The sequence below is a fragment of the Longimicrobiaceae bacterium genome, assembly GCA_035696245.1.
In the GTDB taxonomy this organism is placed as follows: Bacteria; Gemmatimonadota; Gemmatimonadetes; order Longimicrobiales; family Longimicrobiaceae; genus DASRQW01.
In genome coordinates, this window is sequence record DASRQW010000301.1 from 1 (window position 1) to 22,752 (window position 22,752).

The 22,752-nt window shown below is 71.6% G+C and carries 17 protein-coding genes and 1 pseudogene; 12 read left to right on the forward strand and 6 right to left on the reverse strand.

All coding sequences use genetic code 11. The features are described from left to right. Positions 1-287 precede the first annotated feature (287 nt). Genes VFE05_14075 through VFE05_14085 form a run of 3 tightly spaced genes read left to right on the forward strand, consistent with a single transcriptional unit; the run spans position 288 to position 2,939 of the window. Complete coding sequence (locus tag VFE05_14075; protein HET6231196.1) at positions 288-902, forward strand: hypothetical protein; 615 nt, start codon at positions 288-290, stop codon at positions 900-902. Positions 903-912: 10 nt separating this feature from the next. Further along, the gene (ligD, locus tag VFE05_14080) at positions 913-1,911 is read left to right on the forward strand and encodes a non-homologous end-joining DNA ligase (GenBank protein HET6231197.1); all 999 of its coding nucleotides are present in this window, start codon (positions 913-915) and stop codon (positions 1,909-1,911) included. Further along, positions 1,908-2,939, forward strand: a complete 1,032-nt coding sequence (locus tag VFE05_14085; GenBank protein HET6231198.1) for an ATP-dependent DNA ligase — start codon at positions 1,908-1,910, stop codon at positions 2,937-2,939. Before ligD ends, VFE05_14085 begins: the two co-directional genes overlap by 4 nt. 74 nt (positions 2,940-3,013) lie before the next feature. Here the strand turns inward: VFE05_14085 and VFE05_14090 are convergent, their stop codons facing one another. Next, positions 3,014-7,174 (reverse strand): hypothetical protein, encoded by a 4,161-nt coding sequence (locus tag VFE05_14090; GenBank protein ID HET6231199.1) that lies wholly within the window; start codon positions 7,172-7,174, stop codon positions 3,014-3,016. A 278-nt stretch (positions 7,175-7,452) separates the two neighbouring features. Here VFE05_14090 and VFE05_14095 point away from each other — a divergent pair, with 278 nt between their 5' ends. From VFE05_14095 to VFE05_14115, 5 genes are all read left to right on the forward strand, one after another. After that, complete coding sequence (locus tag VFE05_14095) at positions 7,453-8,343, forward strand: deoxyribonuclease IV (GenBank protein ID HET6231200.1); 891 nt, start codon at positions 7,453-7,455, stop codon at positions 8,341-8,343. A 147-nt stretch (positions 8,344-8,490) separates the two neighbouring features. After that, entirely contained in the window at positions 8,491-9,009 is a 519-nt protein-coding gene (locus tag VFE05_14100; protein HET6231201.1) for a CAP domain-containing protein, read from the forward strand. Then, entirely contained in the window at positions 9,006-9,308 is a 303-nt protein-coding gene (locus VFE05_14105) for a hypothetical protein (protein ID HET6231202.1), read from the forward strand. The genes VFE05_14100 and VFE05_14105 overlap by 4 nt, the downstream gene beginning before the upstream one ends. A 158-nt stretch (positions 9,309-9,466) precedes the next feature. Then, positions 9,467-9,925: a YhcH/YjgK/YiaL family protein gene (locus tag VFE05_14110; protein ID HET6231203.1), complete on the forward strand. Its 459-nt coding sequence runs from the start codon at positions 9,467-9,469 to the stop codon at positions 9,923-9,925. Between the two features lie 317 nt (positions 9,926-10,242). Beyond that, positions 10,243-12,327, forward strand: coding sequence for a leishmanolysin-related zinc metalloendopeptidase (locus tag VFE05_14115; protein ID HET6231204.1), 2,085 nt, complete (start codon positions 10,243-10,245; stop codon positions 12,325-12,327). A gap of 61 nt (positions 12,328-12,388) precedes the next feature. On the opposite strand, the gene VFE05_14120 is transcribed toward VFE05_14115, so the two are convergent. From VFE05_14120 to VFE05_14140, 5 genes and pseudogenes are all read right to left on the reverse strand, one after another. After that, positions 12,389-12,679, reverse strand: a complete 291-nt coding sequence (locus VFE05_14120) for a hypothetical protein (protein ID HET6231205.1) — start codon at positions 12,677-12,679, stop codon at positions 12,389-12,391. 87 nt (positions 12,680-12,766) lie between these two features. Further along, the gene (locus VFE05_14125; GenBank protein ID HET6231206.1) at positions 12,767-14,062 is read right to left on the reverse strand and encodes a glutamate-cysteine ligase family protein; all 1,296 of its coding nucleotides are present in this window, start codon (positions 14,060-14,062) and stop codon (positions 12,767-12,769) included. Continuing rightward, positions 14,059-15,018 (reverse strand): L-histidine N(alpha)-methyltransferase, encoded by a 960-nt coding sequence (egtD, locus tag VFE05_14130; protein ID HET6231207.1) that lies wholly within the window; start codon positions 15,016-15,018, stop codon positions 14,059-14,061. The genes VFE05_14125 and egtD overlap by 4 nt, the downstream gene beginning before the upstream one ends. Beyond that, on the reverse strand, positions 15,011-16,279 hold the full coding sequence (gene egtB / locus VFE05_14135) for an ergothioneine biosynthesis protein EgtB (GenBank protein ID HET6231208.1): 1,269 nt from the start codon (positions 16,277-16,279) through the stop codon (positions 15,011-15,013). Before egtB ends, egtD begins: the two co-directional genes overlap by 8 nt. 928 nt (positions 16,280-17,207) lie before the next feature. After that, positions 17,208-17,423, reverse strand: a pseudogene (locus tag VFE05_14140) (helix-turn-helix domain-containing protein). A gap of 868 nt (positions 17,424-18,291) precedes the next feature. Here VFE05_14140 and VFE05_14145 point away from each other — a divergent pair. From VFE05_14145 to VFE05_14160, 4 genes are all read left to right on the forward strand, one after another. After that, positions 18,292-18,714, forward strand: a complete 423-nt coding sequence (locus tag VFE05_14145) for a hypothetical protein (protein HET6231209.1) — start codon at positions 18,292-18,294, stop codon at positions 18,712-18,714. Positions 18,715-19,051: 337 nt separating this feature from the next. Continuing rightward, positions 19,052-21,163: a PBP1A family penicillin-binding protein gene (locus tag VFE05_14150; GenBank protein HET6231210.1), complete on the forward strand. Its 2,112-nt coding sequence runs from the start codon at positions 19,052-19,054 to the stop codon at positions 21,161-21,163. 356 nt (positions 21,164-21,519) lie between these two features. Continuing rightward, positions 21,520-21,915: a heme-binding protein gene (locus tag VFE05_14155; protein ID HET6231211.1), complete on the forward strand. Its 396-nt coding sequence runs from the start codon at positions 21,520-21,522 to the stop codon at positions 21,913-21,915. A 636-nt stretch (positions 21,916-22,551) separates the two neighbouring features. Beyond that, on the forward strand, positions 22,552-22,752 hold a 201-nt coding region (locus VFE05_14160), incomplete at its 3' end, for a hypothetical protein (protein HET6231212.1).

Here is a 22,752-nt window from a genome sequence, read left to right on the forward strand (position 1 = left end):
TTCGTGTCCGCCGCGCTTCCGCTCGCCCTCGGGATCGACGCTCCAGGCTTCTCCGAGAATCGCACGATCATCCGCTTCACCCGCGCATGCCGCCGCGGATCTCCCAAATCCAGCGTTGCCATCTCCGTCTCTACCCACTCCGCTCCCATCCCTCCTCCTTGGCCCCTGTACCCTTTGTTTACCCGGCGGCAGTATAGGACACACTTGTGGGTAATGGGTAGGGCAGTTTTGGGGGAGGGTTGGGGAGGGGGCCCCCGCCGGGCAAGCTCCTTGCTCCGCCCGCCGGCATGCGGACTCCACGCGTGTTCCTGCTCTCTCCCGCGTACGCGGGCGGCAAGCGCGGCCAGGTGCTCATGCGCGACGCGGCGGCGTTCGACCTGGCCGTACGCCTGCGGGGGCCGCTGGGCGCGGAGATCGGGGAGGTCTTCTCGTTCCTGAGCGGGCTGTACTTCCGCGGCAAGGTGGCATACGCCCGCGCCTTCGCGCATCCGCCGCCGGGAGGGCCGCACGCGCTGGTGATCACGCCCACGCGCGGGCTGCTGCCGGTGAACGGCCGCGTCACGCTCGACACGCTGCGCGAGTTCGCCGCGGGCGACGTGGACGCGGACAATCCCGCCTACCGCGCGCCACTGGAGCTCCACGCGGCCGAGCTGGCCGAGGCGTCGGGCGGCGACTGCGAGATGGTTCTCCTCGGCAGCGTCGCGTCCGGCAAGTACGTAGACGTGCTGCTGGGCATCTTCGGCGAGCGGCTGGTCTTTCCCGCGGACTTCGTGGGGCGCGGCGACATGAGCCGCGGCGGGCTGATGCTGCGGTGCGCCGCCGGCGGCACGGAGCTGGAGTACGTGCCCGTGCTGGGCGCCGTACGCCGCGGCGCCCGTCCACCGAAGCTGAGCCCGCGATGAGCATCGCCCGATGAGCATCCCCCGATCTCCCGCCAAGAAGGCGCGCCCGAAGAAGCCCGCCGCCGTCGTCCGCGCGGCAGACGCGACGCCGGACATCATCCCCGCGGGCCGGGCGAGCTGCGACGTGCGCGTGTCCGGCCGCACGGTCTCGCTGACGAACCTGAAGAAGCCGTTCTGGCCCGAGCTGGGCATCACCAAGGGCGACCTGCTGCGCTACTACGTGGCCGTCGCGCCCGCGCTGCTGCCGCACCTGAAGGACCGCGCGATGGTGATGAAGCGCTATCCCAATGGCGCCGCGGGCAAGTTCTTCTTCATGAAGCGCGCGCCGGACCCGCGCCCATCGTGGATCCGGACGTGCGCCATCGAGCACGAGTCCGGCAGCGTCATCGACTTCCCCATGGTGCAGGACCTGCCGTCGCTGCTGTGGCTGGTCAACCTGGGGTGCATCGACCTGAACCCATGGTACTCCCGCTGCGACGACACGAACCGGCCGGACTACCTGCACTTCGACCTGGACCCCGTTCCCGGCGCGGACTTCGCGCGCGTGCGCGAGGTGGCGCTGCTGGTCCGCGACGCGCTCGCCAAGCTGGGGATGAAGACGTACCCCAAGACCACCGGGTCGAAGGGCATCCACGTGTACGTGCCCATCGTCCGCGGCCCCACGCAGAAGCGCGTGTGGGCGTTCGCGAAGGAGTTCGCGCGGGTGATGGAGGCGATGCACCCCGGCATCATCACCGCCGAGTACCGCATCGCCAGGCGGCCGGCGGGGCGCGTGCTGGTGGACTACAACCAGAACGCCTGGGGCCGCACGCTGGCCTACGCGTACTCCATCCGCCCGCGGCCCGGCGCCACCGCGTCCGCCCCGGTGACGTGGGACGAGGTGGAGGCGGGCGTGGAGATGGACGACTTTCGCATCGACAACCTGCCGGCGCGCGTGGCGCGGGTGGGCGACCTGTGGCGCCCGCTGCTGCAGAAGCGCGGGCGCTTCGACCTGGAGAAGATGCTGTGAAGCTGCCGCTGCCGCTGGACCTGGCCGCCATGGAGGCGGATTCGGTGCCGGAGATCCCGGCGGGCCCGGAGTGGCGCTACGAGCCGAAGTGGGATGGCTTCCGCTGCCTCGCCTTCCGCGACGGAGATGAGGTGGACATCCGGTCCAAGGCCGGCAAGCCGCTCGCCCGCTACTTCCCCGACGTGGTCGCGGCGCTGCTCGCGCTCAAGGCGAAGCGCTTCGTGCTGGACGGCGAGATCGTCGTCCCGGTAGATGGAGGGCTCAGCTTCGAGGAGCTGCTGCTGCGCGTGCACCCCGCCGCCAGCCGCGTGAAGAAGCTGGCGGACGCGCACCCCGCCACCCTCATCGTCTTCGACCTTCTCCTCGACACCCACGGCAACCCGCTGGTGGAGCTTCCGCTCGCCGAACGGCGGGAGAAGCTAGAGGCGTTCGCCGCCAAGTTCTTCCCCGACGACGAGCGCATCCGCCTCTCGCCGTCCACCAAAAGCCTGGAGGAGGCGCGGGGCTGGCTCTCCGCCGGCGGGAAGGGACTGGACGGGGTGATGGCCAAGCGCGCGGACGCGCCGTACGCCTCGGGCGAGCGCACGGCGATGCAGAAGATCAAGAACGTGCGGACGGCCGAGTGCGTGGTGGGCGGCTTTCGCTACGCGAGCAAGGGCGGGATCGTGGGCTCGCTGCTGCTGGGGCTGTACGACGACGCGGGGCTGCTGAACCACGTGGGCTTCTGCTCGTCCATCAAGGCCGCCGAGCGGAAGGAGCTGACGCCGAAGCTGGAGAAGCTGGTGGAGCCACCCGGCTTCACCGGCAACGCGCCGGGCGGCCCCAGCCGCTGGAGCACCGAGCGCTCGGCCCAGTGGGAGCCGCTGCGCCCGGAACTGGTGGCCGAGGTGCAGTACGACCACTTCAGCGGAGGCCGCTTCCGCCACGGCGTGCGGTTCGTCCGCTGGCGGCCCGACAAGGACCCCCGCCAGTGCCGCATGGACCAGGTCGCGAAGGAGAGCCGCTCCTCGCTGCGCCTCATCGGGTGAGCACGAATCCCAGGCGGGGTGGAGTCGAAGCGGAGCGGGCGGCTCTCTCCGTCTCGAACCCTCCCTCCCCTTCATCAGCTCCCGATCACGGACTTCATCAGCGGGCCCAGCCACGAGAACAGCAGGTCGCGCACGCCGGGGAACTCGGAGCTGACCAGCGCCAGCATGGGCACGATGCCGATCAGCATCCCGTTCAGCACGAACGACGAGTCCCAGGTGATCTTGCCCGGCTCGGTGCGCGCCACGCGGCTCAGGATCTCGTCGCGGTTCATCTGCGTCATCACCACCAGCAGCGAGGCGACGGTGGCGACGAGCACGACGAGGAAGACGATCTTCGCCAGGCTCTGCGGCTGGAACGGGTACGACGACAGCAGCGCCGTGCCCAGCAGGAGGATCACGAAGAGGAAGGTCGCCAGCTTGTACAGGCTCTCCACCACCCACTGGAAGTAGTCGACCGCCTGGAGCGCCAGGTAGTCCTCGGCCGTGCGCAGCCAGTCGCGCACCTTCTCGTCGTAGCCTTCGTACAGCAGCGCCACCGCCGCCTCGGCCTTGTCCGCGTCTGCCTCGGGGTGCGCGGACGTGCCGATGCGCAGGCGCTTGGCCGCGCCCTCGTCGCTCTCCCGCGCCCACACGTGCTGCACGGCCGCGAAGAGCTGCCGCACCCCCGACCGGGCAGACGTGTCGCCCCACAGCTCCGCGCGGCAAGGCCAGCTAGGCCGCCGCTCCATCAGCTTCGCCAGCGCTTCGGCCTGCGGAGCGGGCATCTCCTTCTCGATCTCCGCGCGGCTCGCCTCGTCCAAGTACAGCGTGGCGAGCTGGGCCCACAGGGTCGTCAGCGCGCCGTCCATCGCCTGCTGCGGCGTGGAGCCGAAGACCGCGGCACGGGCCAGGCGGGAGATGCGCTCCGGCACGCGCCCGAAGGAGGCCAGCAGCGGCGTCTCCTCCAGGTACGCCAGCACGCGGCGGAGCGCGCTCCACACCATCACGAAGCGGTACACGCCCCAGAGCGTGATCGCCAGCACCCCCAGCACGCCCAGCCGCAGCAGCACGTCGAACGAGGTGAGGCCGGCGAACACGGGCTGCTCGTACAGCGCCGCCAGTCTGGTGCGGGGCACGACCACCGCCGCGACCGCGACGAAGGCCAGCCACCACGCGCGGGCCTGCGGCGCCAGCAGCAGCGTCACCACGAGAGCGGCGGTGGCGAGCGCCGCCAGGTGCAGCACGCGCCCAAGCGGCCCCACGGGTCCGCTGGCCGCCGGGAGCACCGCGGCCTCGAGCGTGGGCTGGAACCGGTTCGCGATCAGCATCACGGCGGCCAGGACGGTGCAGGCGAAGCCCAGCGAGTGCCCGCGCGGCATGGTGAGGAAGAGCGAGCTGCGCACGTCGCCGAGCCGCTCGCCCAGCTTGCAGCGCTGCTTCCGGCGGCCGTCGTCGATGGCGGGCTCCGTCTCGTGCGCCACCACGGGGTCCACGAAGGCTCCCTCGAACGCCGTGGGCGTGGAGAGCAGGGCGATTCGTTTGACGTGCCACGTGCACCACGCCGCCAGCCCGGCCCCCAGCACGAACAGCGGCACCAGCGGCGTCACCCCGCTGGAGCCCTGCAGGGCGCGCAGGTAGAAGAGCTCGAACTCCGGCTGCGCGCGCATGGCCCACACGTCGTGGACCAGCCAGGCGGTGGCGCCCACGTACAGCAGCCCCGCGCCGATGATCAGCAGGCGGGTGAATATCTCGCCCATCCACGCCCAGCCCTCGCTGCGGCGCCACCAGCCGGCACGCAGCGCGTAGCAGTGCGCCTCGCCGCTGTAGTTGGCCACCACCAGCAGCGCCATCACCATCCCGCCCGCGAAAGCCGCCAGGAAGGTGACGCCCACCACCGTCAGCAGCGCCTGGGTGGCCATGCCGATCCACCGGCCCGGCAGCCCCGCGGCGGCCAGCACGGCGAAGAGCGGCAGCACCGCGCCGCCGATGGCGAAGAGGCGGATGGTGCCGAAGATCTCGCGGTGCAGCAGCAGCGCGCCGGAGTAGACGACCTTCTTCCGCTGCTCCTCCTGGAGCCTTGCGGACCGCGTGACGAAGCGCGACGGCCGCAGCGCCGCCGCCGTCTGCCACGCCACGCTCCCCAGGCGCCGCAACTCCCCGCGCGCGGCGGGCGCCAGCGCGACCGCGTGGACGGAGGCCGGGGACGCCAAGTCGCCCGCAGCGGCGGTGTTCGGGATATCGGCTCGCTTCGACGGCTCGGCGGTGTTTTCGGTGACGAGGACGGGCGTCCCGCCACCGATGCGCATCGCTCCCCCCGTGTTTCCGAGCCAGCCGCGGATGCGAGCGACCACGCGGCGAACGAAGGCGATCACGCCGTCCTCCACCCGCTCGAGGAAGACCGGCTGGTCGCCCCTGCGGGCCGTCTCCACTTCCCGCAGCGCGTCGAGCACGTCCTTGCGCCGGCGCGCCAGCGCGAGCAGGCCGCGCACGGCGGCACCCATCAGCACCAGCGCCGCCGCGAGGCCGGTGGCGAGCGCGATCGCGCCCACGCGGTGCATCTCGCCCGTCGCCGGCGCCGCGCCTGCGTGAGCCGCCACGGAGCCCCCGCCGGACTCGGCAGAGATGGAGCGCACGTATCCCTGGTCCAGCCGGACCACGTTCACGGGGGCCAGGGAGTGCGTTCCCAGCACCGTGAGCCACACGGGCGGCCTGAGCCGTGCCGCGTCTCGTTCGCCGCTCGCCCAGGTGTAGTCCGCGAGGCGCTTGCCGCCCAGCTGCAGCACCGTCGCGTTGTACACGCCCTCGGCGCCGTCGCTGGGGAAGAGCTGCTGCGAGGCGAGAGGCCGCACGCCGGGCGCCCACTCGCCGCTCTCCATGAAGAGGGGATAGGTGGAGAACACCACCATCCCGCTCAGCGCCGCGTTGCTCTCGGCGCGCAGGTACAGCGCGTTGCTCTCGAAGGCGAAGAGCTGCACGTCGTGCAGGCGCGCGCGGATCTGCTCGCCCACGAACAGGTTGTCGCGCACGTCGGTGAACTGCAGGCCCACCGCGCGGATGTCGTGCTGCTGGAGCGTGCGGATCAGCTCGTCCAGGATCAGCGACGTGAGCGCCGGGGTGAGGCCGGAGTGCTGGGCAGGCGCCTCGGTGTCGCTGGGCCGCCCGCGCAGGCTCATCGCCAGCCCGCCGCGGCCCCCGCGGATCACGTCGGCCGCCGAGATGCGCCCGTCGGAAGCGTCGCCCGCCTCGTCGCGCACCGACGAGACGTGGGTGGGCATGGCCACGCGCAGCACGCCGCGGTCGTCGCGCGCGCTGGAAAGCTGGCCGAACGACGTGCTCGTCTCCTCCAGCATCGCCACCTGCTGCGGCTCGATGCCCATCCGCCCGCCCAGCAGCGTGTCGAACGCCGCCATGTACTCGTCGGACGAGTGGACGGTGGCGGAGAAGCGCAGCCCCTGCTTGGGGTCGTTCAGGAAGAGCGTGTTCTGCGCGAGCGTGGCCGAGCCGGTGACCACGCTCACCGGCGGCGGGCCCTTGGCGGCGGGCTTCGCGCCGGGCGTGGCGGGCGGAGGCGCGTCGCGCCACAGGCTCAGCGTCCGCAGCAGCGACGGGACCGAGCCGGAGAAGGTGGGGCCCACGATGCGGACCGTGTCGTCGGCCGGCCCGCCGGGGAGCGGCCGGAACCACTTGCCGCGCAGCAGCTCGGCCCGCTCCTCCAGCGCCCGGCGCAGGGCGCGGGCGCTCACCCCCGCGGTGGGCGTCTCGCCCACCAGGTACACCAGCAGCAGGTCCTGCCCGCCGGTGCTGCGCGCCGCCTGGCGGAAGAGCATGGCGCCCGGCACCGTGTCCGGGTCCGGCGGGTTCTTGTCGTAGTCCCAGGGCAGCCAGAACCTGTCCAGCACGTAGCCCTGCGCCTCCACCGCGCGGCGCACCGCCTCCAGGTCGGCGTCGTACGCCCAGTCCAGCCGCGAGCGCAGCGGGTCCGGCACCGTGGCGATCAGCACCCGGAAGGTGCCGCACCCCTCGCAGGGCAGCTTCGCGGCCAGGTCCGAGCCCGGCACCTGTAGATGCTGGGCGAGCAGCGTGCGCCCGGGGCTCCCGTCCAGCAGCGGCGCGGCGTGGGTGCCCTCGGTCTTCGTGTCGCCCTTGGCCGCCGCCGCCGCCGTCTTCTGCGCGGGCGAGCCGCTGAGCATGGCCACCAGCGCCGCCATGCCGGCGAACCCGCCGGTGGTTCCGAGGAGGGAGGTGCGCTTTTCCATCGAGGGTACCGCTCCGAACGGGGAACCGGAGGCGCGGGAGAGTGGGGAGGGGGCCGACTGCGGAAGGTTGCCGCGGGGAACAGATGCAGCACTCCTTTCACGGCAACAATAAAGCAGATGGACGCGGCCTGCAACGTTCTCCGCACGCGCGGGCGGGCGCGCTCGGGCACGGTCCTCGCGCCGGACGTCCGGTGCGGAGTAGAATGTCCGCGAGCCGTACGCACAGGCCGGCGCGCATCCGCCGAAAGACACCCATCCTCCCATCACCCGCACGGCGAATGAAACGCTTCATCGGCGCCCACACCATCGACAACGGCGGCATCGACATGGCGGCGCGGCGGGCGGGCGCGGCGGGCATGGAGGCGCTCCAGATCTTCAGCACCATCCCCAAGTTCTACGGCGACAAGGCGACCATAAAGCCCGAGCGGGTGGAGCGCTTCCGCGCCGCCCTGGCGGAGACGAAGATCGCGCCGGAGAACGTGGTGGTGCACGGCGCGTACGTCCTCTCCGTCGCCACGGCCGACGAGGACAAGTGGGCGCGGGCCAGCGCGGGGCTCACCAAAGAGCTGGAGCGTTCCACCGCTCTGGGCGTGGGCGCCATCTGCTTCCACCCCGGCTCGGCCAGCGACGGCGACCGCGCGGCGGCGGCGAAGCGCGTGGCGAAGGCCATCACCGCCGCGCTGGAGTCGATCGAGAGCACCACCCGCATCCTGGTGGAGAACACCGCCGGCGCCGGGCAGACGCTGGGCCGCACCGCCGCCGAGGTGGCCGACATCCTGCGCCACGTGCCGGACCGCCTGCGCGAGCGTACCGGCTATGGGCTGGATACCTGCCATCTCTTCGCGTCGGGCTACGACCTGCGGGCGGGGAAGGACGCCGTGGCGGGCGTGCTGGACGAGTTCGAGGCGGCGACGGGCGAGAAGCCGCGCTTCTTCCACCTCAACGACAGCGAGGGCGGCCTGGGCACCAACAAGGACCGCCACGTGCTCATCGGCGAGGGCGAGATCAGTGCGGAGCCGTTCCGCTGGCTGGTGCGCGACGGGCGCAGTGCCGGCATCCCGTTGATCCTGGAGACGCCGCAGGAGAAGTACGACGTCGCGGACGACGATCCGTCGCCCGACCCGTTCGACGTGCGGATGGTGGAGCTGCTCCGTTCTTTCACGGAGTAGCGCGATCGACTCAGTTCTCTCGGGAGGCGTGAGATGCGATTGGAACCGGAGATGCGGGGCCCTGCGGCAGGTTCGCCGCGTGGCGGTACGGCGGGACGGAAGATGCGGGGCGGGACGATGCGAGTTCCGGCGAGGCGATGGGTGGCGATGCCCATCCGCCGCTCGTCTCCCGTGCTCGCAGCCGCGGCGCTGGCGCTGATGCTCGGCGGATGCGCGATGGGCCCCGCCGGACAGGCATCCGCGGGCGGCACGTACGGGGCGGGGGCAGGCGGGGGCGCGGCAGCGTCGTCGGAAGATGCGGCGCGGCAGGTGTTCGCGCTCGTCAACCAGCACCGCGCGACCCGCGGCTGCCCGGCGCTCCAGTGGATGCCAGCCGCCGCCCGCGCCGCGCAGATGCACAGCGACGACATGGCCGCCCGCCGCTACTTCGCCCACGACACGCCGGAGGGGAAGTCGCCCTTCCAGCGGCTGACGGAGGCGGGGGTGAATTGGCGCGCCGCGGCGGAGAACATCGCCATGCACCCCGGTGGCCCCGGTGCCACCGTGGATGGCTGGCTGCACAGCGCCGGGCACCGCGCCAACATCGAGAACTGCGGCTTCACCCACACCGGCGTGGGCGTGCGCGGCAGCTACTACACGCAGGTCTTCGCCACCCTCGCGCGGTGACGGACGAGCGCGCGGGCGGGGCGGAAGACGGCGCACCCGCCGTCCCGGAGGCGTTCGCGGCGCGGCGCGAGAACCGCCGCCGCTTTCTGCTGCGCCTGTACGAGTGCAGCGAGGAAGGCGCCAGCGAGTACCTGGACGGCTACGAGATCGCCGCCGAGCTGGGCCTGTCGCGCCAGGACGCCGAGCGCATCGTTCGCTACCACGAGGACCACGGCTTCGTGCGGAAGACGGGCACCGGCCTTACCCTGCGCATCACCGCCGGCGGCACCGACCACGTGGAGACCGGCGCGGCGGATTGAGCTGCGCGGCCCGGCGGCATCCCATCCCACCCATCCAAACGGCGGGATCACGCGTGAGGCATGTTTCGGTGAAGCCGCAGGGACGGTGAGGCCGGCAGCGTCGATGTGGTCTCATCTCCCGACCGTCCTGTCTTCAATCCACTCGTGACGCACGCACGATGATCCTGGGATCGCTCGCAGACTCGGCCCCGTACGAGTGCCTTTCGCCGCGCATGGCCGCCGGGCTGGCATGGCTGCGCGGCTTCGACCCCGCCACGCCGGACGGGCGGTACGAGATCGACGGCGACCGCGTGTTCGCGCAGGTCGCCACGTACGAAACGGGCCCGTCCACGCCCAAGCGCTTCGAGGCCCACCGCCGCCACGTCGACATCCAGCTCGTGGCCGCAGGCAGCGAGCGCATCCTCCACACGCCCGCCGCCGGCCTCGTGGTGGAGACGCCGTACAGCGGCGAGGCCGACGTCGTCTTCTTCGCCGAGCCGGGCTACAGCAGCTCGCTCCTGCTGCGCGAGGGCGACTTCGCGATCTTCTACCCGGGCGACGCGCACAAGCCGGGCTGCATGGCCGGCGGCAAGCACCAGGTGAAGAAGGTCGTCGTCAAGGTGCTTCTGGAGGATTGAGCGAGGTCTAGGCTCGGGATGCGCCGCTGAGCGGGGCCGAACCGTGCCGCCGGCCCAACGGCGAGATGCGGACGGAAGAGGGGCGGCGCTTCGATGGAAAGCGTCGCCCCTCGAGTTCGTCACGGTACGGCGCGATCGCCGCCGCCGGGCCTCATCCCCTTCCGCAATTCGTCCGCTTCCATGAAGTTTACCGTCCTCCGCATGCGGCGCCCCGTCTCGCCCGTGTTCCGCGGGCCAATCGGGGGCCTCTCGTCATCCGGGCCGGTCGCGTGATTCCGCCGGCCCGCCGACCGCCTCCCCACGAACGCTGCTCATCGATGCGAAAGCTGCTGATTCCCGCCGCCGCCCTGCTCGCCGCGGGCTGCGCGGATTCCACCCGTCCGCCCGTGCCCGCGTCCGTGATCGTGGCGCCCGGAAGCATCTCCATGGACGCAGTCGGCGCCACGAAGGTGGTGCATGCGTCGGTGGTGGACGACGGCGGCAAGGGCATGCCCGCCGCGGCGCTCACGTGGTCGTCCAGCTCGCCGGCCGTGACCGTCGCCCCCATGGGCGGCGACAGCGCGAAGGTGGCCGCGGCGGCGAACGGGACGGCTGCCGTCACCGCCAGCTCGGGCGGCGCTTCCGGAACGGTGGCCGTGCACGTGGCGCAGGTCCTGGTGGGGATCGCCGACCTCGCCGGCCCCCTGAACGGCGTGGTGGGCCACGTGGTGGACACTCCCGTCCGCGTGAAGGCGCTCGACCGGCTGAACGTGGGCATACCCGGCCAGTCGATCACGTTTCAGTCAGTGGTGGGCGGGGGCACCTTCTCCCCCGCCACGGCGGTCACCGACGAGAACGGCATCGCGGCCACCACGTGGACCCTGGGGCCCGTCGCCACCACCCAGCAGGCGCTCGTCAGCCTGGGCGGTCTCCAGCTCGGGCGGCTGACCGCGGTCGCGGCTCCCACCGCTCCGGCCGCGGCGTTGAAGCCCGCGGGAGACGACAACGCGGCCGTGGCGGGGACGGCCGTCGCCATCCAACCGCGGGTGATCGTGCTCGACTCCCTGGGGAACCCCCTCGCGGGGCTGCCCGTCAGCGTCTCCGTCACGTCCGGCGGGGGCAGCGTCACCGCCTCCACCCAGCCGGTCACCGGCACCGACGGCCAGTACACCGTCTCCCGGTGGGTCCTGGGCCCCACGCCCGGGCCCAACACCCTCACCGCCACCTTCCCCGGCACCGGCGTGAAGCCGCTGGTGTTCTCGGCCCAGGGGCTCAGCCGGATGCCCGCGGCGGTGGCGGCGGTGACGGTGACCGACCAGGCGGCGATGGCCGGCACCGCCGTTCCCAGCGCCCCGGCCGTCGTGGTCCGCGACGCCGCGGGCAACCCCATGCCGGGCATCGCGGTCCGCTTCGCGGTCACCGGCGGCGGGGGCTCGGTGGGCGACGCCTCCGTGGTCAGCAACGCTTCCGGGGTGGCCGTGGTCTCGCGCTGGGAGCTGGGGGCGGCCGCGGACCTGAACACGCTCACCGCCACCGTGCCGGGGCTCCCGAACGGCTCCGTCGTCTTCCGGGGCGCCGGGTGCTCCGGCAGCGGCCCCCGGTTCGAGATCACCGTCTGCATCACCACGCCCATGACGGCCGCGCAGCGGGGGGCGTTCCAGTTCGCCGCCGCCAAGTGGAGCACCGTCATCACCGGCGACCTGCCGGACGTGGCGGGCTCGGTCGCGGCGGGCGACTGCGGCGACGACACGCCCGCCGCGAGCCAGACGTTCGACGACCTGCTCATCTTCGCGTCGGTCAAGAACATCGACGGGCCGGGGCGGATCCTGGGGCAGGCGGGCCCGTGCTACACCCGCAACGGGGCCTTCGGGCTGCCGGTTGTGGGGGTGATGGAGTTCGACGCGGCAGACTTGGCGAACATGGAGACCACCGGCACGCTGCGGCCCGTCATCCTCCACGAGATGGGCCACGTGCTGGGGGTGGGCTCGCTCTGGTACGACTTCGGCCTGCTCCAGGACCCCAGCGGCGTGAGCACCTTCGACACCTACTACAACGGCAGCGGCGGCCTCGCCGGCTTCGCGGACATCGGCGGGAACGCCTACACCGCCGGGAAGAAGGTGCCGGTGGAGAACTCGGGCGGTGCGGGGACGATGAACGGCCACTGGCGCGAGTCGGTGCTGGGCATCGAGCTGATGACGGGCTACGTTGCGCCGGGCCCGAACCCGCTGAGCCTCCTCACCGTGCGCTCGCTGGCGGACCTGGGCTACACCGTAGATCCCGCCGCCGCCGACGGGTTCGCCCTTACCCTGGCCTCGTCCACTCCCACCGGCGCCTCTCTGCGGATGGTGAAGATGGACGACGACGTCTATCCCGGCCCGCGGTACAAGTTCGGGCCGCGCGGCACCGGCATGCGGGTCCGTTAGCGTTTCGAGCCCGACGGGGGGAGAACGCATCCGCCGGGAGATGCGGGGAAGGGCGGCGCTTTCACGGCGCCGCCCTTCCGTCTTCCCCCGCGCCCGCACCCTGCGTCTCGCCCGTCCGGCCGGGCCGTGGCGGACGGATGAGCGCGGGGATGGAGAGCAGCGCCCAGGCGCCCTCCAGCAGCACGAATCCCCAGCGCCGGTCGATGATCGCGACCCAGGTGAGGAGTGACGATCCGGCGAGGTTCAGCGCCGAGAACAGCCGGTGCTCGCGGCCCATCCAGCCGCGCTGGTAGCTGAAGTACGCGCTGAGGATGAGCACCGCGCCGATGATGGAGACGACCTGGAAGAACATGGGTCCGGGGATGATGGATGGCTCACGTAGAGATGCGCTCCCGATCCGCCTGCCGGACCGGGAGCGCATCTCGTTTTCCCGCAGCGCCTACGCGGATGCGCTCACCGTCTCGCGCTCCGCGGGCTCGCAGGCGAAGGCGTCGAGCACGTCGTCCGCCGGGGAGCGGGCGCGGCGCGTGTAACGCTCGAAGAACTCGTGCGCCTCGTCCACCATCTCGCCGGAGACGAAGCGGCCGAGCGCGGCGGCCCCGCGGAGCGCGACCTGGAAGAAGTCCGACGCGACCGAGGCGATGCGCGGGTCCGTGAGCCCGTCGCGGCCGGCCGCGCGCAGCAGGTCGGCGCTGGGCGCGCCGAGGAGCGCTCGCGCTTCGGCGAAGCTGGGGGCGTGGTACGTGGCGCCCACGAGCAGCACGAGCGGCGCGGCGTACCACTCCGGCGCGACCGCATCTGCCGAGCGGACTTCCACGAAGCCCTTGGGGCGGATCTCCGGAAAGAGCGTGGTGAGGTGTAGATGCCAGTCCTCCAGCGTCGCCTCGCCGCGCGCGTTCCACTCCGCGAACGGCAGGTGCGCCCCGTCTGCCGCGCGGCGCAGGATCACGGGCGCGTGGAGGGCGAAGCGGAGATACTCGTCCACCGGGTCGGCCGCGCAGGGGAGGATGCCGGTGCGGCCGCCGTCCAGCTCGCGCCACACGCGTGCGCGGAAGCTGCGGTCGCCCGTCGCCTCGCCGCGATAGACGGGGGAGTTCGCGAAGATGGCGACCACGTGCGGCGCGGCGGCGTTGAGCATCCGCCACGTGTCCAGCGGGCTCGGCCCCCAGTCCAGGCTGGCCTGGAACGCCGCCGTCTGCCGCATCATCCGCGTGCCGCCGGTGCCCGCCGCCTCCATGAACGCGGTGAGCGCCACGTAGCGCTTGCCCGGCAGCTGCAACGGGATGTCGTCCACCGCGTTGCAGGGGTCGATGCCCACGCTCAGCAGGTCGATTCCCTCGCCGCGCGCCATCTCCCGCAGCGGCACCACGACGTTGCGCAGCGAGCGGACGAGCAGGTCCACCGTTGGGAAGGGGGATGCGCTCAGCTCGATCTGACCGCCAGGCTCGTACGTGATGGTCCCGCCGTCCGGCAGCACGAAGCGCGGCACTCCGTACGACGAGGGCTCCTCGCGCCACCCGTGCCCCGCGCCGAAGCGCCGCAGCAGCGGCAGGGTGGAGGGGCCTTCGTCCGCTACGATGGGGACGACGGCGCGGGTGTCCGCATCCACCGGGATCAGCTCCACCTCGGCGCCCACCACGGGCGGGCGGACGACGGAGCGGCGCATGCCGAACGACACGTCGTGCAGGTCCGCGGCGAGCAGGTCCGGCGGAAGCGGGGCGCGGGGGGCGCTCATGCAGGCGAGCCCAGCATCAGCGCGTACAGCCCTTCGTCGTCCGTCTCCCAGCGCTCCACGCGCAGGCCGGCGCCGGCGAACATGGCGTCGATGCTGGCGCGGTCGTGCTTGCAGCTCACCTCCGTGCGGATCGTCTCGCCCGCAGCGATGCGGATGGGGCCCACGCCGGGCACGTGCACCGTCTGGGGCCCGCTCGCCTCCAGGTGCATCTCGATGCGGTGGCGCACGGGCTCGTAGAAGGCGCGGTGGCGGAAGGCGCGCACGTCGAAGTCCGCGCCCGTCTCGTGGTTCAGCACGCGCAGCATGTTGAGGTTGAACTCCGCCGTCACCCCTGCCGTGTCGTTGTACGCCGCCTCGATGCGCGCGGGGTCCTTGCGGAGATCCACGCCCATCAGGAACCGGTCGGCCGGCCCCATCCGCCGCCGCACCTCGGACAGGAGCGCGACCGCCTCGCCGTCCGGGAAGTTGCCGATCGTGCTGCCGAGCAGCGCGTGAAGCGTGGGGTGAGCGAGGCCCGCCGGCAGGTCGAAACGCTCCGTCATGTCCGCCACGACGGGGAGGATCGACAGGGCCGGATACTCGCCGCGCAGGCCGGACGCCATCTCCCGCAGGAATCCGGCGCTCACGTCCACCGGCGCGTACGCCTCCCCGCTGCCCGCGGCCACCATCGCGTCGAGCACGATGCGCGTCTTCACCGCGCTGCCGGCGCCCAGCTCCACGAGCGTGGCGGGCCGCATCTCCGCGATCCACACCGGCATCCAGCGCTCCAGCAGCCCACGCTCGGTGCGCGTCAGGTAGTATTCGGGGAGGCGTGTGATCTCCTCGAACAGCTGCGAGCCGCGCACGTCGTAGAAGAACTTGGGCGAAAGCTCCTTCTGCGGGCGGGCCAGGCCGTCGCGGATCTCGGCCAGCATGGCGGCGGGGGCGCGCGCCTCGGCGCAGGCGTTCTCAGCCATCGCGCGCCACCCGGAAGCCGCTGAAGATCTGCCGGCGAATCGGGTAGTCCCAGTTGCGGAAGGTGGTGCGGATGGCCCCCGGCCGCGTGGCCCACGACCCGCCGCGCAGCACCTTGTAGTCGCTGCCGAAGAAGACCTCGCTGTACTCGGGGTACGGAAACGTCTCGTAGCCCGGCCACGGCTGGAAGTCGCTGCTCGTCCACTCCCACACGTCGCCGATCATCCCGTAGCAGCCGATGGGCGACACGTTGCGCGGGTAGCTGCCCACGGGCGCCGCCTCGAAGGCGAGCTGGTCCAGGTTCGCGTCGCTCGGCCCCGGCAGGTCGTCGCCCCAGGGGTACGCGCGCTTCGTCCCCGTCTCCGGGTCCCACGACGCGGCGGCCTCCCACTCCTGCTCGGTGGGGAGACGCACGCCGGCCCAGCGGCAGTACGCCTCGGCCTCGTGCCAGCTCACGTGGCAGACCGGGCGCAGCGGGTCCACGGGCGCGGTGCGGTCCATGTGGCGCACCTGCCACCCATCTTCCGTGCACGTCCAGAACTGCGGCGCCTGCGCGTCCGCCTCCCCGCGCCACTTCCACCCCGCGTCGGACCACAGCTCCGGGCGGCGGTATCCCCCGTCTTCCACGAAGCGCACGTACTCGCCGTTGGTCACCGGCGCGGCGCCGATCCAGAACGGCGGAAGGTCGACGATGTGGCGCGGACGCTCGTTGTCGTACGCAGCCGTGCGGTCGTCCGTCCCGATCTCCACCTGCCCGCCGGGGAAGCGCACCATCCCGTCCTTCTCGCCGCCGACGTGCTTGCCCGCACCGAAGCTGACGGCGCGCGGGGCGCGGTAGGGCCGCTCCTCCTTGAGCTGGAGCGACTGGAGCATGGTCTCGTTGTGCTGGTACTCGTGCTGCGCGACCATGCGGTACACGTAGCCGCCCGCCAGCAGCCCGGCCGCGTGCCCGGCCGCGTCGCCCGCGGACATGCGCTCCAGCACCGCGCGGCGCACGTCCGCCATCGTCTCCAGCTCGCTCGCCAGCGTGGGCAGCGCGAGCTTGCCGCGGACGGAGCGGGGGTGCTCGAACGGGTTGAACATCCCCGGCATCTCGCCGAACTCCACCGGCCCCTCGAGGTTGTTGATGAGCCACAGCTCCTCGAAGTGGGCGATGTGGCCCAGGTCCCACAGGATCGGGCCCATCAACGGGCTGTGCTGCGCACGAAGGTCGTCTTCCGAGACGGGGCCGATGAGCAGCAGCGTGCGTTCGCGCGCGTCCATCAGCAGCTCCGCGGCTTCGCGCGCGGAGAGGGGCGGTGCGGTGGATGCGGTCGTCATCGGGCCGTGAGGGGAGGGAGTGGACCGGCCGGGTGGAGACGGTTCCCAAGCTATGCGGCAGCCTCGCGGCGCGCCATCGTCTTCCATCCGGCGTTTACGTACGATGTTTGTGCAAGGTTTGGACTTCGCCCGCCCGCTTCCGGTAGATGGAGCACTCGGGGACCGCCGGATCGCCCGCTCGTCGTCTGCCGTACCGGCGTCGTGGGATGGGCGGGTGAGTGTCAGGGTGAAAAGGTCGAGGCGGAAAGGCGGTTTCGCATCCCCTGCACACCGCGGGCCGGAATCTCTTCGGGCGGCGTGGCGCCGTGCGGAGGCGTGGCTTCTCCCACGCGTCCACCTGCTGACGAACCTGCTGCGCGTCAGGCAGGCGGCGGTCGAGGCACTGCCGGCTGAGCACAGAGAGCTCGATCTCGGCCATGTTCAGCCAGCTGCCATGCTTGGGCGTGTGGCGGAACTCGAGTTTGCGCAGGATGCGGCGCGCCTCCTCAGCCGGGAACGCGGTGTAGAGCGCCCACGGGGTGGGGTGTTCAGGTCGTCGAGCACAACGCAGATCTCTCGGCCTCCGGGTAGTGCACGTCCACCAGCGCTCTCATCTGCTGGGCAAAATCGAGAGTCGTCCGTTGCGCCGTCACCTCCACGTGCCTCCAACCGCGCAACGGCTCGAAGTGGAGGAATAGGTTGCAGGTACCGCAACGGCGGTACTCGTAGTAGCGTTGCACCTGATCCGGGCGCACCGGCAGGGGGAGCCGTACCTCATCGGTCAGGCTGGTAGGGAAGCTCGTCGAAGGTGACCACCGGAAAGCGCGGATCATACGGCTCCTCGTACAGGTCCAGCAGGTCTTCCAGGTGGCAAACGAACTCGGCTCCGACGCTAGGGATGCACCACTGCTCCTTCTGCCAAGGCTTCAATTCGTTTTTTAAAACACCGTCGCACGGTCTCGTCGGAAACGCTTTCGGTGGCTTCAAGGCTCACCAGGCGGTCGGCGAGCAGTTGCCACATCCAGCATAGCCGTCCCTCGGGCGGGTCGCTGCACGCCAGCGCCACCAGCATGGCCTCGTCGCGGCCGGAGAGCCTCCGCGGGGCACCGGCGCGAGCCGGTCGCCCAACGCCCGCTCAAGTCCACCGTCCACGAAGCGCTTACGAAGACGCTCCACGGTGGGCCGGCTGGTATGGAGTGCTTCGCTGATGTCCTCGTCTGTGCGGTCTTCGTCCGCGAGCAAAAGCACACGCGCCCGCGTCAGCCTTCGCGCGGGAGCACTACCGCGCTTCAGCAGACCAAGGAGATCTGCACGTTCCGCCGGCGTGAGATCCACCACGTAGAGCTGCTTCGGCATGAACCCTCTCCAGTTGAGGTTTCCATACCTAAACCGATCAGAGGCTATACATCAGACTTTTGTGGCGCACTGCTAGCAAGGAAACACCGGAATGCGCTTCGTGTCTAATCGCATTCTCGACCACACGAATCCACACCTTTCGTCGGAAGCCGCTATCGCGTTCCGTTTCAAGCGCTTGCGCACCGGGAGGAACGCCGCTATGGTAGAAGAACATCCGTATTCAGCCCGACCGCCGGTTCCGCACGCGCAGCCATCTTCCACGGCTGCGCCGCCCGACGCAGCGCACGCACGCCAGCTTCGGCTTGCTCGCGGGCTGTGCCGCCCAACGCCGTCTCCCCCTGTTCCGAGCTCGCTCCAGCCGTCGTGGAGCGCATGCGGAGATGCAGGATCGGCGCGGGAGATGCGGAGACGGGAATCGACGGTGGATGTGATGCGGGCTGCCGAACCGGTGCGCGACCGCGCTGGCTCGGTGGATGCGGAAGAGGACGAGGGGACCGGGTCGGGGCCGGGAAGAGGATGCGCGACGGGAGCGGTGCCGCGGGATGCGGCGCTTCCGGGAGCGCCGGTTCGGTCGGCCCGCGCGGACGCGGGCGACGCGGCAACAGACAACGAGGTGCGCCATGACCCCGGAACGCGAGATCCCCACCTGCCAGGGCCTGACCTGGTCCGTAGCCCCCGCCGGCGCCGAGGCGTGGGAGGAAGCCTGCGCCTACCGCGCGAACTCCATCTTCGCCTGGCTGGCGCTGGTGATGCTGGTGGGCATCAACGTGTACCTGGGCCACCCGCACCACGAGCTGGTGGGCGGCGGCGACTACCAGATGGTGCTGCCCGCCATCCCGCCCATGCTGGCGTACGGCGTGAACGCGGTGCTGCTCGCCACGGTGGGCTGGTTCCTGGTGCGCGGCACGCTGGCCATGCACCGCGACCCGCTGCGCTGGCGCATGACCATCGCGCAGGTGGGCGTGGCGCTGCTCGTCTACTCCGGCAGCGTCATCTACCTCTCCACCGCCGCCGCCCTCTTCGGCGGCCCCACGAACCCGTAGCACGGTTCGGTAGATGTACGGCGAACGGCCGGCGGCCCTCCACGCGAGGCCGCCGGCCGTTCTGGCATCTACCGCCCTCGCTGAATCACCCATTTCGGGATGTGCGCCTGCCGGTCCCTCGAAGCTGTCGGCGCCGCCGCTCTTCATCTCCCGATCGCTGATGGATCTCCACGGCGGACGCGGGCTGCGCATCATCTACCGTACTCCATCCCGCTCCCGGCTGCTACCCCTTGCCGTCGCACGGACTTGCATGGTGCGGTAGATGTGCAGCCGGGGCGATGAGCGGCTATATTCCGGCCGAGCCACGCTCGCCACGTCCCACATCCCCAGACGCCTCTTGAGCACTCCGCACACCGCCCGCCCGGCGCTTCGCCGGATGGTCTTCGCGCTCTCGTCCCTGCTCCTCGCCGTCCCCTCGTCCGCCCGTGCGCAGGGCGGCGGGCTCGCGCTCGTCACGCCGCCGCAGAGCGCGCGCGTGTACGGCCGCGACGGCTCGCTCATCGCCGAGATCGGCCCGCAGGTGCGCACCATCGTGCCCATCCGCTCGCTGCCGGCCTACGTGCCCAAGGCGTTCGTGGCGGTGGAGGACAAGCGCTTCTACGAGCACTCCGGCGTGGACCCCGTGGGCCTGGCGCGCGCCATCGGCCGCACGCTCGAGGGGCACCGGCAGGGCGCCAGCACCATCACGCAGCAGCTCATCGGGGCCATGTACCCGCGGCAGGTGGACCGGCGCGACATGTCGGTGGAGCGCAAAGTCCGCGAGATGCAGATGGCGCTGGAGCTGGAGCAGCGGTACGGCAAGGAGCGGATCCTGGAGGCGTACCTCAACCAGATCTACTTCGGGCACGGCTGGTTCGGCATCGAGGCCGCGGCGCAGCACTACTTCGGCAAGCCCGCCTCGCGCCTGAACGTGGAGGAGACGGCCATGCTCGCCGCGCTGCCCAAGGGCGCCGGCGTGTACTCGCCCAAGATCAATCCCGCGCGTGCCCTGGAGCGGCGCAACCTCGTCCTGGGGCTGATGGCCGAGTCGGGCGCCATCACGCAGGGCGAGGCGGCGGCAGCGCGGGCGCGTCCCATCCGCCTGGCGCCCAACAACGGCTACTCCACCCGCCCGCCGTGGGTGATCGAGCAGGTGCGGCAGTTCCTGGAGCAGACGTACGGCCCCACGTACGGCACGGTGGGCCTGCGCGTGTGGACCACGGTCCAGCCGGCCGCGCAGAACGCCGCCGACAGCTCGCTCGTCCACGGCCTGAAGCGCGTGGAGGCCATGCGCTGGTTCCGCGGCCCGCGCTTCGGCACGGCGGCGGCGAAGGCGGGCGCGGGCGGCACGAACTACCTGCAGGGCCTCGTCGTCTCGGTCGACGCGCGCACGGGCGAGATCCTGGCCATGACGGGCGGGCGAAGCTGGGAGGACTCGCACTTCAACCGTGTCGTCAACGCGCGGCGGCAGCCCGGCTCGGCCTTCAAGCCCATCGTCTACACCACCGCGCTGGAGCACGGCGTCACGCCTGCCACGGTGATGATGGACACCGCGCTCCACATCCCCCTGCGCGGCGGCGGCGCCTATTCGCCGAAGAACTCCGACGACGTGTTCCGCGGCCCCGTGACGGTGCGGCGGGCGCTCACCGAGTCCATCAACACCATCGCCGTGCAGCTGGGAATGCAGGTGGGGCTGGACACGGTGGTGGCCACGGCCAAGCGCTTCGGCATCGCGTCGCCCATCCACCCCTACCCGTCCAGCATGATCGGCGCGGGGGCGGTCACGCCGCTGGAGTTGGCGGGCGCGTACACCGCGTTCGCGAACCGGGGGATGCGCGTGGAGCCGTTCCTCATCCGCCGCGTGGCCGACCGGGGCGGGCGCATCCTCTTCGACCGCAACTCGCGCGGCTTCCGCACGCTCTCGCCCGCCGTCGCCTTCCTGGCGACCGACCTGATGAAGGACGCGGCGGAGAAGGGAACCGGCCGCGAGGCCCGCCAGCGCCTGCAGGCGAGCGTGCCGATGGCCGGGAAGACGGGGACGACGGACAACGGGGCGGACGTGTGGTACGTGGGCTTCACGCCCGAGATGGTGACCGCGGTGTGGATCGGGTTCGATACGCCCAAGTCCGTGGGCGCGGGCGCGTACGGCGGCACGCTGGCGGCGCCCATCTGGGGCGACATGATGCGCGAGGTGTACGCCCGGCGCCGCGCCCCGCAGCCGTGGACGCCGCCCGCGGGCGTGGAGACGGTCGCCATCGACCCCGCCACCTCGGCACCGGCCGTGGGCGCCTGCCCCGCCGGCCCCGCGCTGCGCGAGTACCTGCTGGCGGAGACGGTGCCCGCGGGCGCCTGCGTGATCCGCAACGGCCGCCCCGTTCTGGAGCAGCCCGAGCCCGCCGACGCCGCCCGCCTCGACTCTCTCCCGGCAGACAGCCTCCCGCCGCCTCCGCCGCCCCGCGCCCGCCGCTGAGGCGGCGAAGGAAGGCCGACGCACGAGGGCTCCGCGCACGCAACGCGGGGCCCTCGCCGCATCTCAGACGAAATGCGGGAGAATCGGTGCGGCCGGCATCGCCCTGGCGGCTCATATAAAGCCGCGGGCTACGACGGCACGAAGCCCACCGGCGTGGGCTGCTACCGATGGTCCGAACCGATTCGGCGAGACTCCGCGAAGGCAAGTCGAACGACCCGGATTCCGTATCACGCATTGGACATGGGGATCGAGCGGCGGAATTGGCGAGAGGGACGGTGTGGCGCTCGTCGTGCAGTGGGTCAGGCGCGTTGGAGAAACCAGGCGCGGGACACACTCACACCAGGCGAGGTGACGGGATGATCACGCTCAGCGACGCGCGGCGGGTGATCGCCGCGGCAGAGGAGAAGGCGCAGAAGATCGGGCAGCCCATGAACATTGCGGTGGTGGACGCGGGCGGGAACCTGGTGGCGCACGTGCGCATGGACGGCGCCTGGATGGGCAGCGTGGACATCTCCATCAACAAGGCGTGGACGGCCCGCGCGTTCGACATCGCCACCAAGGACCTGGCCAAGCTCAGCCAGCCGGGCGAGGACTTCTTCGGCATCCACGTCTCCAACGGCGGCCGGGTGATGATCTTCGCCGGCGGCATTCCGCTCAAGAAGGGCAGCGAGGTCGTGGGCGCCATCGGCGTGAGCGGCGGCGCGGGCAAGCAGGACCAGGAAGTCGCCGAAGCCGGTGCCAAAGCCTTCTAATCCCCCGGCCGAGCCGCCGCCCCGCATCTCCGGAACGGCCCCCTTTTTCCATAGATATACCACCGCCCAGAACTCTTCACCGCAGCGACCAACAAGCTCCCTCCCCCAGGCAGTTTTGGGGGAGGGTTGGGGAGGGGGCCCGCCTCCCCCCGGAACCATCCTCCCGATCCCCGATCCTGATTCCGTTCCAAATCCCGAGCACGTCCCCATCGCCCGCTGCCTGGGAAGAGTGTGGCTCCCGCGCCCCGCATCCGTGTCCCATCTGACCCATCGGCGATACGCACCTCCCGTCCGCGCGCCGCGCGTGCATCCTCGCGATTCCTCGCGAAATCTCACCGAAAGGCGCGCGCCGCACGAGGCGTCGCCCTGTCCGGAAACCAGGCACCGGACGTGCACTGGCGCGGCCTGCGGCGTCCCGCGCCTGATGCGATGCGGCACTGAAACACGCGCGCCGTCCCCGCCGCGGCCCTGGATGGGGCACGCGGGAACGGCGCCAAACAAGGGCTTTGAGGCCCGGCCCGGACGATGTATACTTGGTGCGCACGGCAGGAACTTTGCCGGAGTGCACGGTTACACCCACGCTGGCCCCGCGGCGGCCCCGAGCCCCGCCCCACGCCCCGCCTTCCCTGTCCCGCCATGATGCGAGCCCCCGCAGCGCCCGGTTCCCGCCGTCCCCGCGTTCCCCCCGCGCTCACCCGCGGCGGCGAGCGCTTCGAGGGCCTCGCCATCCTGGGCGAGTTCGACGACGACCTGGGCCTGCTGCTGTGGCAGACGGTGCGCAACGTCCTCCTGTGGACCCGCACGCCGCCGGATGAGCGCGCGGGCGTCTTCGCGGGC